This is a genomic window from Agromyces aerolatus (assembly GCF_031432255.1).
In the GTDB taxonomy this organism is placed as follows: domain Bacteria; phylum Actinomycetota; class Actinomycetes; order Actinomycetales; family Microbacteriaceae; genus Agromyces.
On sequence record NZ_JAVKGQ010000015.1, the window covers coordinates 84,971 to 96,725 of the forward strand.

Below are 11,755 nucleotides of genomic sequence, written 5' to 3' on the forward strand. Positions count from 1 at the left end.
GGGAGGCCGCATGCGCGTGCTCGTGACCGGCGCGACCGGCTACATCGGCGGGCGGCTCGTCCCGCGGCTCGTCGAGGCGGGGCACGACGTCCGTGTGCTCGTCCGACGGCCCGAGCGGGTGCGCGAGGTCCCGTGGGCCGGCCAGGTCGAAGTCGTCGAGGGTGACCTGCTCGACGGGCCCGCGGTCGAGCGGGCCGTCGAGGGCGTCGACGCGGTGTACTACCTCGTGCACGGCATGGCCGCGGGCGGCGACTTCGAGGAGGTCGAGCGCACCGCCGCGAGGCACGTGGCCGACGCTTCGGCCGCCGCGGGCGTGCGGCGCATCGTGTACCTCGGTGGCCTGCACCCCGACGACTCGGAGCTCTCGCGCCACCTGCGGTCGCGCGTCGAGGTCGGTCGCGTCCTGCTCGCATCCGGGGTGCCGACGATCGTGCTGCAGGCGGGCGTCGTGATCGGCTCGGGGTCGACGTCGTTCGAGATGATCAGGCACCTCACCGAGGTGCTGCCGTACATGCCGGCGCCGCGCTGGGTGCGGTCGTCGATCCAGCCGATCGCGATCCGCGACGTGCTGCACTACCTGGTCGCCGCGCTCGACGTCCCCCGCGAGGTGAACCGGGCGTTCGACATCGGCGGGCCCGACGTGTACCGCTACGGCCAGCTCATGAACGGCTACGCGGTCGAGGCCGGGCTCCCGCAGCGACCGATCGCGGCGTTGCCGGTGCTCACGCCGTGGCTGGCGGCGCAGTGGGTGAACCTCGTGACGCCGATCCCGAGACGACTCGCGATCCCGATCATCGAGTCGCTGCAGTTCGACTGCGTCGTGCGCGAGCACGACATCGACGGGGTGATCCCGCCGCCCGCCGAGGGCCTCGTGCCCTACCGGCGAGCGGTCCGGCTCGCGCTCGCGCGCGAGCGCGCCGGCGAGGTCGAGACGAGCTGGCGGAATGCTGGGGTGCCCGGTGCGCCGAGCGACCCGTTGCCGAGCGACCCCGAATGGGCCGGGTACCCCGTGTTCGTCGACGAGCGCGAGCGGGTCAGCTCGGCGGGGCCGGATGCGCTCTGGACCGTCATCGAGGGGGTCGGCGGTTCGCGTGGATGGTACTCGTTCCCGCTGGCCTGGGCGGTGCGCGGCTGGATGGACAAGCTCGCGGGGGGAGTCGGCCTCGCGCGCGGACGCCGGGACCCCGATCGCCTGCACGAGGGCGACGCGCTGGACTTCTGGCGCGTCGAGCGTCTCGAGCGCGGCGCGCTGTTGCGGCTCAGGGCCGAGATGCGGGTTCCGGGCCGTGCGTGGCTCGAGTTGCGCGCGGAACCCGCTGGCGCCGGCTCGCGGTATCTGCAGCGCGCGGTCTTCTTCCCGAAGGGGCTCGCCGGGCGCCTGTACTGGTGGGCGATCTTCCCCTTCCACGGGGTGATCTTCGCGGGGATGGCGAATCGGATCACGGCGGAGGCCGAGGGTGCGGCGTCGGCGCACCGGAGGTAACGATCAGGTAACGGTGTGTGCTAGCGTGACGGCACCCGGCGGGCAACGGTGCACGGCGGGTGGGAAGGCCCGGTTCCTGTGTCCCGTCACCGCGCGAGTGTCATCCTCCGCCGCGCCGCGCTCGTCGCGGGCGCGGCAGTGCTCACCGGTGCCCTGATCGCCGCGCAGGTGCCGCCGCGCGTGCACGCGGGCGACCTGTTCGGCGCGATGCGGGCGCCCGGCGAGGCCGCGTTCACCGTCGGTCATCGCGGCGACCGTGCCTCGGCACCCGAGAACACCATGCGATCGCTCGAGCTCGCGATGGACGAGCTCGCCTACGTCGAGACGGATGTGCGGCTCACCCGCGACGGCGTGCCCGTGCTGTTCCACGACGTGACGCTCGAACGCATCGCGGGCGTCGGCGGCCGCATCGAAGACCTCACGCTCGACGAGGCACGGCGCCTCGACGTCGGCGCATGGTACGCGGACGAGTTCGCGGGTGCCACGGTGCCGACGCTCGACGAGTTCCTGACCGCGCTCGCCGAGCGGCCCGAGGCCCGGGCGCTGGTCGAGCTCAAGGCCGGCTGGAGCATCGCGGGCGTCCGCACCGTCGCCGGGCTCATCGACCGGCACAATCTGCGCACGCGCGTGGTCCTGCAGAGCTTCAGCATCGAGACGCTGCTCGCGATCCGGTCGGCCTCGCCGAGCACGCCACGCATCATGCTCACGCGCGAGCTGCCCGCCGACCCCCGCGCGCTCGCCGACCAGCTCGGCGTGATCGGGTTCGGCGCGCCCATCGGCGCGGTGCGGCGCGAGCCCGAAGCCGTCGCGCGGGCCCATGACGCCGGGCTCGCGGTGCTCTGCTACACACTGAACTCCGACACCGACTGGGCCGAGGTGCGCCGGCTCGGGGTCGACGGCATCATCACCGATCAGCCGAGCGATCTCGACGCGTGGCTCGCCGTCACCGCACCGGGCACCTGAGGTTCAGCTCCGATTGTTCGACAGCTCGAAGAGCCGCACGAGCTCGGCGACCGCGGCCTCGCGCTCATCGCCGCCCGCCTCGTACTGATGCGAGACATGCGTGCGCAGGTGGTTCTCGACGAGCAGCTTGTTGAGCGAGGCGAGCGATTTCTGCACCGCGAGCGAGAGCGTGATGATGTCGACGCAGTAGTCCTCGTTCTCGATCATCTTCTCGATGCCGCGCAACTGGCCCTCGATGATCTTCGTGCGGTGCAGCGCGCGCTTCTTGATGTCCTCGATCACGATCAGCAAGGCTACTCTTCCGCGCCTCGATAGCGTTGAGGTATGCCGCTCCCGCGATCCGTCCGTCCCGTCGCCGCAGTGCTCGCCGCACTGCTCGCCGCTGCGGCGGCGGTGCTCGCCCCGGCCGCGGCGGTCGCGGCGGTCGCTGCCCCGGCCCGGGCGGCCGCGGTCGCGCCGGCCGCGTCGGTCGTCTCGGCGGATCCCTCGGCCTTCAGCTTCCTGTCCTTCGACGCGGTGTACGAGTTGTCGGCCGACGAAGACGGCCACTCGGTGCTGCACACGACCGAGACGCTCGTGGCGGTGTTCCCCGAGACCGATCAGAACCGGGGCATCCGGCGCGCGCTCCCGCTCGACTACGACGGGCACCCCACCGATCTCAGCCTGCGCTCGGTGACCGATCTCTCCGGCGAGGCGCTGGCCTACGAGACCGAGGAGGACGACGGATTCCTCGTGGTCACCATCGCGGACGACGAGTACGTGCACGGCGAACAGGGCTACGTGATCTCCTACGAGCAGCGGAACGTCACGCACGCGCCCGACGACGCCGACATCGACGAGTTCGCCTGGGACGTGAACGGCGTCGGATGGGACCAGCCGTTCATGCTCGTCTCGGCCGAGGTGCGCATCGACCCGGCGCTCGCGCCGGCGTTCACGGGCGACGCGGCCTGTTACCGCGGACCGGAGGGCTCGACCGAGGACTGCGGCGTGCTCCGGATCCAGCCGTCGCCGCTCGCGATCAGCGCGATCACCACCGACCTCGCTCCCCGGGAGAACCTCACCGTGGCGGTGGCGTTCGAGCCCGGCACGTTCACGCCACGCGACGACCGGTTCCTGTCGTCGCCCGCGGCGGTCATCGGCGCGATCGGCGCACTGCTCGCGGTCGCGGCGGCGATCGCCGCGATCGTGCTCCGGATGACGCGCTGGCGCGCCCACCCCGGCCGAGGGGTGATCATCGCGGAGTACGCGCCACCGCGCGACGTCACGGTGCTGGAGGCGGCCGAGCTCACGGGCCACGCCGATCGGGGCGTCGCGGCGACGCTGCTCGCGCTCGCGGTGGACGGCGACCTGCGCATCGTCGAGACCTCGGCGAAGAAGGGCTCGCCGAAGTTCGCGGTCGAGGCATCAGCAGGCGGCGCACCCGGTGCCGACGCCGACGGCGCCGAGCTCGTGGGCCTGCTCTTCCCTGACGGCGCTCAGGGGGAGCGACGCGACCTCGCCGCACGCGACGCCAAGCTCGCGCGGAAGCTGTACGGGTTGCGCTCCACGGTCGCGAAGCGCGTCGTCGCCAAGGGCTGGCGCACCACGCCCGATCCTGCGCTGCGGCTCGTGCTCGCGCTCGTCGCGGTCGCCGGCGGGCTGACCGCGCTCGTCGGCGGCATCCTCGCGCTCAGCGCCGCGATGGGTGGGTTCTGGCCGCTCGTGGCGCTCATCGCGGGGCTCGCGGGCGCGATGGTCGCGATCGGCGCGGTCGCGGTGGTGCGCCCGCTCACCGAGACGGGCCGTGCGCTCCGCGACCACCTCGAGGGCCTGCGCGAGTACATCGGGCTCGCCGAGGCCGACCGGCTGCGGATGCTGCAGAGCCCGAGCGGGGCGCTCAGGAGCGATGCCGACGTGCTGCGACTCACCGAGCGGCTGCTGCCGTACGCGGTGCTCTTCGGCCTCGAACGCGAGTGGTCGGACGTGCTCGCGGCGCTGTACGACGCGCGCGGCGAGACGCCCGCGTGGTACGCGGGAACCGACGGGTTCAGTGCCGTCGCGTTCGCGAGCGGCGTGCACGGGTTCAGTGCCGCGTCGACCGCGAGCTGGTCGGGCTCGGCCTCGAGCTCGTCGTCGAGCTCGTCGGGAGGTGGCGGCGCGTCGGGCGGCGGCGGTGGCGGAGGCGGCGGCGGCGGGGTCTGACCTCGCCGCGGGATGCTACTCGCCGGCCGGCGGCGCGACGGTCGGATCGTCGGAGAGATCGACCCGCCGTTCGGCGTCGATGCCGGGCTGTTCGTCGACGGCGCCGTCGTCGATCGAGCGTTCCTCGTCGGCCTCGACCGCCTCGGCCTCGTCGAACTCGGTGTCCTGCGCGACCGTGAAGTCGTCGTCCTGTTCGGGGGAGATCTCGCCGCCCGCCTGCGCTCGCTCGTCCATGTCGCCATGCTAGGCCGGGTGCCGCCGCCTCCGCACCGGTGCGCGGATCGGCGGCGCGGACCGCTAGTATGGTGGTGCGCCCGACGAATCCGTTCACGGCCCGACGGCGCGGGCTCCGCCCGCGTCCTGCTCGACTGGCCCGCTGTGCCGATGCGACTGTCGTGCTGATGTGAGTGCTGCGTCGATGGGACTGCGGTGCTGAGGCGACTGCGCGGCGGCTCGGGATTCTCGGATCGCACCTCGTATCGACGACGCGGGGTGCACGGTCTCGATCGGCGATCGAGAGCTCGGGCGCACCGGATCTACCCCGAACACACGGGAGGACTCTTTGGCCCAGACGAGGCAGCGCCAGCGCGCGCGTTCGCGCGACGACGACGCCCCCATCATCCCGATCCTCGCGCGCAAGGTGCGCGAGGTCGAGCAGAAGGCGCAGAAGAACAAGCTCGGGCCGACGAACCGCACCAAGTTCCAGGTCATCGCGCTGCTGATGCGCGAGGAGCGCGCGCGCGTGAAAGCCGACGCCGAGATCACCGACGCGACGCGCGCGGAGCTCCTGAAGCGCCTGGACGGCATCGCGCAGATCCTCGCCAAGACGGCGGCCCGCGACACGAGCCTGATCGCGCTGCTCGAGCCCGACGCATCCGTCGGTCAGGTGGCGCAGCGGTTCCGTCGGGACTGGCTGATCGAGTCCGGTGCCGAGCTCAGCGCCGACGAGCTCATCATCACGCGTGAGCCCGAGCCCGCCGCGGTGCTCGCGGAGAACCAGGTGGTCCCCGACTCGGTGCGCGCGTTCCAGCTCGCGAACCCGTTCCGTGCGCCCGACTTCTCGGCCGCAGTCCCGGCCGCCGTGCCCGTGCGGCGCCTTGCGAACTGGGAGCTGCTCGGCCCGCTGTTCAAGTCGTTCGAACAGGGTTCGGGCGGGCAGGCGGCCAGCATGGAGCTGCCGGAGGCCCCCGAGGTGGATCGGTTCGCGCCGCGCGGCCTCGAGCTCATGCCGCACCAGGCGAGATTCGTCGAGGCGGTCCGGCAGGGCCACCGCAGGTTCCTGCTCGCCGATGAGCCCGGACTCGGCAAGACCGCCCAGTCGGTGCTCGCCACGTCGGTGGCCGGGGCCTACCCGCTGCTCGCCGTCGTGCCGAACGTGGTCAAGATGAACTGGGCCCGCGAGGTCGAGCGGTGGACCCCGCTCCGCCGCGCGACCGTCATCCACGGCGACGGTGACGACCTCGACGCGTTCGCCGACGTGGTCGTCGTGAACTACGACGTGCTCGACCGGCACATGGCGTGGCTGTCGACGATGGGCTTCCGGGGCATGGTCGTGGACGAGGCGCACTTCATCAAGAACCTGTCGTCGCAGCGTTCGCGGAACGTGCTCGCGCTCGCGGAGCGCATCCGCTCGAACGCACCCGGCGGCGACCCGCTGCTGCTCGCGCTCACGGGTACCCCGCTCATCAACGACGTGGACGACTTCCGGGCGATCTGGCAGTTCCTCGGCTGGATCAACGGCGACAAGCCGTCGCCCGAGCTGCTCGGCCGGCTCGAGGCGAACGGGCTGACGCCCGCCGAGCACGGGTTCTACGCCGCGGCACGGCAGACCGTGATCGATCTCGGGATCGTCCGGAGGCGCAAGGTCGACGTGGCCGCCGACCTGCCCGACAAGCGCATCGCCGACCTGCCGGTCGAGCTCGACGACGACCTCGGCCGGTCGGTGCGGGCCGCCGAGCGCGAGCTCGGCCACCGCCTCGCTTCGCGCTTCCGTGCCCTCGTGGAGGCACGCGGTCTCCGCGTCGGCGACCTCGACGAGGATCAGCGCGACCAGTACGTCCGTGCGGTCGCGCACGCCGAGCTCGAGGAGTCGAAGTCGGCGAAGTCGGGCGAGAACGTGTTCACGATGGTGCGCCGCATCGGGCAGGCGAAAGCCGGCCTCGCGGCCGACTACGCCGCGCAGCTGGCACGCTCGGCCGGCAAGGTCGTGTTCTTCGCCAAGCACATCGACGTCATGGACCAGGCCGAGGCCGCGTTCGCGTCGCGTGAGCTGCGCACGGTGTCGCTCCGCGGCGACCAGACCGCGCTCGCCCGTCAGGCGGCGATCGACGCGTTCAACACCGACCCCGACGTGCACGTCGCGGTCTGTTCGCTCACCGCGGCGGGCGTCGGCGTGAACCTGCAGGCCGCGTCGAACGTCGTCCTCGCCGAGCTGAGCTGGACGAGTGCCGAGCAGACGCAGGCGATCGACCGCGTGCACCGCATCGGGCAGGACGAGCCCGTGACGGCCTGGCGGATCATCGCCGCGCACACCGTCGACGCGCGTATCGCCGAGCTGATCGACGCGAAGCAGGGGCTCGCGGCCCGCGCGCTCGACGGCAGCGACGTGGAACCGGGCTCGGCGGACTCGGTCCAGCTCGACGCGCTGCAGCACCTGCTGCGGGCCGCGCTCGACGGCGCGCTCTGACCTGGCGCGCTCTGACCCGGCGGCCGCGCCGCGGATTCGCGGTGCGGCCCCGGCCTCACGCTAGACTTCCGCAGGTCGGCGTGCCCCGAGGATGCGGCCAGCGACACCTCCCGAGTCTCGCTAAGGAGCGACAGCACGCATGAAGATCGGCATTCTCACGAGCGGCGGCGACTGCCCAGGCCTCAACGCGGTCATCCGCGGTGCGGTCCTGAAGGGCGTCATCTCACACGATGCCGAGTTCGTGGGCTTCCGATGGGGCTGGCGCGGCGTCGTCGAGAACGACGTCGTGCCGATCACGCGCCACGACGTCCGCGGCCTCGCCCGGCAGGGCGGCACGATCCTCGGGTCGAGCCGTACGAACCCGTTCGAGGGCGAGCACGGCGGACCCGAGAACATCCAGCGCACGCTCGACGAGCACGGCATCGACGCGATCGTCGCGATCGGCGGCGAGGGCACGCTCACGGCGGCTCGCCGGCTGCACGAGGAGGGCGGCATCAACGTCGTCGGCGTGCCGAAGACGATCGACAACGACCTCGCCGCGACGGACTACTCGTTCGGCTTCGACACCGCGGTCGAGATCGCGACCGAGGCGATCGACCGGCTGCGCACGACGGCCGACTCGCACGGGCGCTGCATGGTGCTCGAGGTCATGGGCCGGCACGTCGGCTGGATCGCGCTGCACTCGGGCATGGCCGGCGGCGCGCACGCCATCCTCATCCCCGAGCAGCCGCAGTCCATCGAGCAGATCTGCGAGTGGGTGGAGTCCGTGCGCGACCGTGGCCGGGCGCCGCTCGTCGTGGTCGCCGAGGGCTTCCACCTCGACTCCATGGGCGGCGAGGCGCACTCGCACAAGGGCCTCGACGCGTTCGACCGGCCCCGGCTCGGCGGCATCGCCGAGCTCCTCGCGCCCGAGATCGAGGCGCGCACGGGCATCGAGTCCCGAGCGACCGTGCTCGGCCACATCCAGCGGGGCGGCGCGCCGAGCGCGTACGACCGCGTGCTCGCTACCCGCCTCGGCATGGCGGTCGTGGACGCGGTCTACGAGCGTGCATGGGGTTCGATGGTGACGCTGCGCGGCACCGACATCGAGACCGTCACGATCGCCGAGGCGGTCGGCAGCCTGAACCGCGTGCCGCAGGCACGGTACGACGAGGCGAGCATCCTGTTCGGCTGATCCAGCTCGTTCGGATGGCAGCTTCCCTCCGGGGAGCGCGTAGGATCGTCCCGGCGCACGCCGTCTCACGCGAACTCCGCAAGGCTCATCGCATGAACTGCAGGTGAACCGCTCCTCACGAGAAAGACGCCGGTGGACCTCACCCTCATCGTCGTGCTGGTCATCGCACTGGCCCTCTTCTTCGACTTCACGAACGGCTTCCACGACACCGCGAACGCGATGGCGACGCCGATCGCGACCGGCGCACTGCGCCCCAAGGTCGCGGTGGCGCTGGCCGCCGTGCTCAACCTGATCGGGGCCTTCCTCTCGACCGAGGTCGCCAAGACCATCTCGGGCGGCATCATCCGCGAGGGCGACGACGGCGTGCTGATCACGCCGGAGCTCATCTTCGCCGGACTGATCGGCGCGATCGTGTGGAACATGATCACCTGGCTGCTCGGGCTGCCGTCGTCGTCGAGTCACGCGCTCTTCGGCGGCCTGATCGGTGCCGCACTCGTCGGGTTCGGCGTGCAGGCGATCGACTTCTCGGTCGTGCTGTCGAAGGTGATCCTGCCGGCGATCCTCGCACCGCTCACGGCCGGATTGATCGCGTACGCCGCGACCAAGCTCGCGTATGCGATCACGCGCCGGTACGACGGCCGGCCCGACGGCCGCTCGGGCTTCCGTCACGCGCAGGTCTTCTCGAGCTCGCTCGTCGCGCTCGCGCACGGCACGAACGACGCACAGAAGACGATGGGCGTGATCACGCTCACACTCATCTCGGTCGGCCTGCAGCCCGCCGGCACCGGCCCGGAGTTCTGGGTCGTCGTGGTCTGTGCGGTGGCGATCGCGCTCGGCACGTACATGGGCGGCTGGCGCATCATCAAGACGCTCGGCACGGGACTCACCGACGTCAAGCCCGCGCAGGGGTTCGCCGCGGAGACCTCGACCGCCGCGACCATCCTCGCCTCGAGCCATCTGGGCTTCGCCCTTTCGACGACGCAGGTCGCGTCGGGATCGGTCATCGGATCGGGTCTCGGCCGCCGCGGCTCGAAGGTGCGCTGGCGCACCGCGGGCCGCATCGGGGTCGGCTGGCTGCTCACGCTGCCCGCGGCCGGCGGTGTCGGGGCGCTCGCGGCGCTCGTGGCCCACCTCGGCCCCGCCGGCATCCTCATCGACACCGTGGTCGGCGTGATCGTGATCGCCGGGATCTTCCTCTGGTCCAAGCGCAGCGAGGTCTCCTCGGCCAACGTCGTGAGCGAGGTCGCCGCCTCCGGCACGGCCGTGAAGATCAAGCGGAACCCCAAGCCCAAGAAGAAGGCCAGGTCATGAGTGAGCAGGTGGTCGCGTGATCGACTGGATGGCGTTCGTCATCGTCCTCGTGTCGGCCATGATCGGCGCCACGGTGGTGGTGAGCACGTATTCGCTGGGCATCCGGCTGCTGACGGTGTCGGGGCGGACGCCCATCGTGACCCCCGCCGAGTTCACCGACGCGATCACGATCATGACGCCCGCTGAGGCGGCGCACGCCGCGAAGCGAGCGGCGAAGGCCGCGAAGAAGAGCCCGCTGACCGCAGGTCAGAAGCGCGCCGCGTTCGTCGGCGCCTGCGCGTGCTTCACGCTCTCGGGCCTCGCGGTGCTGTACGGCATCTACCTCATCGTCCCGGCCCTGCACGGCGGCTGAGCTCCGGCGCTGCCCGTCACATCCCCGGGTGCCCTGCACCCCCGACCCATCTGGAAACGCTCACCATGACCTCTCCCACGCCCACCGAGGCCCCGCCCGCGCGCGGATTCCGCTCGACCGTCGACCGCTTCTTCGAGATCTCCGCCAGGGGCTCCTCATTCGGAGCCGAGGTGCGCGGCGGTCTCGTGACGTTCGTCACGATGGCCTACATCGTCATCCTGAACCCGATCATCCTGTCGTCCGGTGTGGACGTCGACGGCGATCAGCTCGGATTCGCCCAGGTGGCCGCGGTCACCGGCCTGACGGCGGGCGTCATGACGATCCTGTTCGGGCTGGTCGCCCGCCTGCCGTTCGGGTTCGCGGCGGGACTCGGCATCAACTCGTTCCTCGCGGTCTCGGTGGTCGGCGAGGTCACCTGGCCCGAGGCGATGGGCCTCGTGGTCATCAACGGCCTCATCATCGTGCTGCTGGCGGCGACCGGGCTGCGTCGCCTGATCTTCAACGCGGTCCCCATCCAGTTGAAGCTCGCGATCACCGTGGGCATCGGGCTCTTCATCGCGTTCATCGGGTTCGTCAACGCGGGCTTCGTGACCTCGACGGGCCTCGGCTCGCCGCCGGTCGGGCTCGGCGCCGACGGCTCGATCGCGACCGTGCCCACGCTGGTCTTCGTCGCGACGCTGCTCGTCACGGGCATCCTGGTGGCCCGCAAGGTCAAGGGCGGCATCCTCATCGGCCTGCTCTCGGGCACGGTGCTCGCGATCGTCGTCGAGGCGATCTGGAACCTCGGACCCTCGACCGACAACCCCGACGGCTGGGGCCTCTCGGTGCCGGACCTGCCCGCCCAGTGGGTGAGCCTGCCCGACCTCTCGCTCGTCGGTCAGGTGAGCTTCGGGTCCTTCGAGCGCATCGGCGTGCTCGCCGCGCTCATGCTCGTCTTCACGCTCGTGTTCACGAACTTCTTCGACGCCATGGGCACCATGACGGGCCTGTCGAAGGAGGCCGGCCTCGCGGACGCGAAGGGCGACTTCCCGCGGCTGCGGTCGGCGCTCATCGTCGAGGGCGTCGGCGCGGTCGCCGGTGGCGCGACCTCGGCGTCGTCGAACACGGTCTTCATCGAGTCGGGTGCCGGCATCGGCGAGGGTGCGCGCACCGGGTTCGCGAATCTCGTCACGGGTGTGCTGTTCCTGGCCGCGATGTTCGTGACCCCGCTGGTGTCGATCGTGCCGAGCGAGGTCGCATCGGCGGCGCTCGTCATCGTGGGCGCGCTCATGATGAGCCAGATCACGTCGATCGACTTCCGCGACTTCTCGGTGCTGCTGCCCGTGTTCCTCACGGTCACCGTGATGCCGTTGACCTACTCGATCGCGAACGGCATCGGTGCAGGGTTCCTCGGCTGGGTCGTCGTGCGCGCCCTCTCGGGGAAGGCTCGCGAGATCAGCCCGCTGCTGTGGATCGTGGCCGCCGGCTTCCTGATCTTCTTCGCGCGCGGACCGATCGAGGCGCTGTTCGCCTGATCCACCACGAGACGACGGATGCCTCGGCCGCACACTTGAACTGGTCCCCAGATGTTGGACTGGCCGAGTAGGAGCTTAGGGCTACGCCGCG

The 11,755-nt window shown here is 71.4% G+C and carries 10 protein-coding genes; 8 read left to right on the top strand and 2 right to left on the bottom strand.

The features are described 5' to 3' along the window. The first annotated feature begins 10 nt into the window (after positions 1–10). Together RH864_RS16020 and RH864_RS16025 are read left to right on the top strand one after the other, a co-directional pair. Positions 11–1,483: an SDR family oxidoreductase gene (locus tag RH864_RS16020; protein WP_310518570.1), complete on the top strand. Its 1,473-nt coding sequence runs from the start codon at positions 11–13 to the stop codon at positions 1,481–1,483. A gap of 78 nt (positions 1,484–1,561) precedes the next feature. Then, complete coding sequence (locus tag RH864_RS16025) at positions 1,562–2,446, top strand: glycerophosphodiester phosphodiesterase (protein ID WP_310518571.1); 885 nt, start codon at positions 1,562–1,564, stop codon at positions 2,444–2,446. Between the two features lie 3 nt (positions 2,447–2,449). Here RH864_RS16025 and RH864_RS16030 read toward each other — a convergent pair whose 3' ends face one another. Further along, positions 2,450–2,728 (bottom strand): metal-sensitive transcriptional regulator, encoded by a 279-nt coding sequence (locus tag RH864_RS16030; protein ID WP_310518572.1) that lies wholly within the window; start codon positions 2,726–2,728, stop codon positions 2,450–2,452. A 42-nt stretch (positions 2,729–2,770) separates the two neighbouring features. Between RH864_RS16030 and RH864_RS16035 the strand changes: the two genes are divergently transcribed. Beyond that, positions 2,771–4,627 carry a DUF2207 domain-containing protein gene (locus RH864_RS16035; RefSeq protein WP_310518573.1) on the top strand — a complete coding sequence of 619 codons (1,857 nt, stop codon included), beginning with the start codon at positions 2,771–2,773 and terminating at the stop codon, positions 4,625–4,627. Positions 4,628–4,642: 15 nt separating this feature from the next. On the opposite strand, the gene RH864_RS16040 is transcribed toward RH864_RS16035, so the two are convergent. Continuing rightward, positions 4,643–4,861 (bottom strand): hypothetical protein, encoded by a 219-nt coding sequence (locus tag RH864_RS16040; RefSeq protein ID WP_310518574.1) that lies wholly within the window; start codon positions 4,859–4,861, stop codon positions 4,643–4,645. Positions 4,862–5,189: 328 nt separating this feature from the next. On the opposite strand from RH864_RS16040, the gene RH864_RS16045 reads away from it, so the two are divergent. From RH864_RS16045 to RH864_RS16065, 5 genes are all read left to right on the top strand, one after another. Continuing rightward, positions 5,190–7,313: a DEAD/DEAH box helicase gene (locus RH864_RS16045; RefSeq protein WP_310518575.1), complete on the top strand. Its 2,124-nt coding sequence runs from the start codon at positions 5,190–5,192 to the stop codon at positions 7,311–7,313. Positions 7,314–7,452: 139 nt separating this feature from the next. After that, positions 7,453–8,487: a 6-phosphofructokinase gene (locus tag RH864_RS16050; protein WP_310518576.1), complete on the top strand. Its 1,035-nt coding sequence runs from the start codon at positions 7,453–7,455 to the stop codon at positions 8,485–8,487. Positions 8,488–8,619: 132 nt separating this feature from the next. After that, positions 8,620–9,798: an inorganic phosphate transporter gene (locus tag RH864_RS16055; protein WP_310518577.1), complete on the top strand. Its 1,179-nt coding sequence runs from the start codon at positions 8,620–8,622 to the stop codon at positions 9,796–9,798. A gap of 28 nt (positions 9,799–9,826) precedes the next feature. Next, the gene (locus RH864_RS16060; RefSeq protein ID WP_396129995.1) at positions 9,827–10,150 is read left to right on the top strand and encodes a peptidase; all 324 of its coding nucleotides are present in this window, start codon (positions 9,827–9,829) and stop codon (positions 10,148–10,150) included. Between the two features lie 65 nt (positions 10,151–10,215). Further along, entirely contained in the window at positions 10,216–11,664 is a 1,449-nt protein-coding gene (locus tag RH864_RS16065; RefSeq protein ID WP_310518579.1) for an NCS2 family permease, read from the top strand. Positions 11,665–11,755: the final 91 nt, after the last annotated feature.

Excerpts from the sequence above, each read along its gene's own strand:
- RH864_RS16020 (WP_310518570.1), top strand. The coding sequence starts at position 11 with ATGCGCGTGCTCGTGACCGGCGCGACCGGCTACATCGGCGGGCGGCTC.
- RH864_RS16035 (WP_310518573.1), top strand. The coding sequence starts at position 2,771 with ATGCCGCTCCCGCGATCCGTCCGTCCCGTCGCCGCAGTGCTCGCCGCA.
- RH864_RS16040 (WP_310518574.1), bottom strand. The coding sequence starts at position 4,861 with ATGGACGAGCGAGCGCAGGCGGGCGGCGAGATCTCCCCCGAACAGGAC.
- RH864_RS16050 (WP_310518576.1), top strand. The coding sequence starts at position 7,453 with ATGAAGATCGGCATTCTCACGAGCGGCGGCGACTGCCCAGGCCTCAAC.
- RH864_RS16060 (WP_396129995.1), top strand. The coding sequence starts at position 9,827 with ATGGCGTTCGTCATCGTCCTCGTGTCGGCCATGATCGGCGCCACGGTG.
- RH864_RS16065 (WP_310518579.1), top strand. The coding sequence starts at position 10,216 with ATGACCTCTCCCACGCCCACCGAGGCCCCGCCCGCGCGCGGATTCCGC.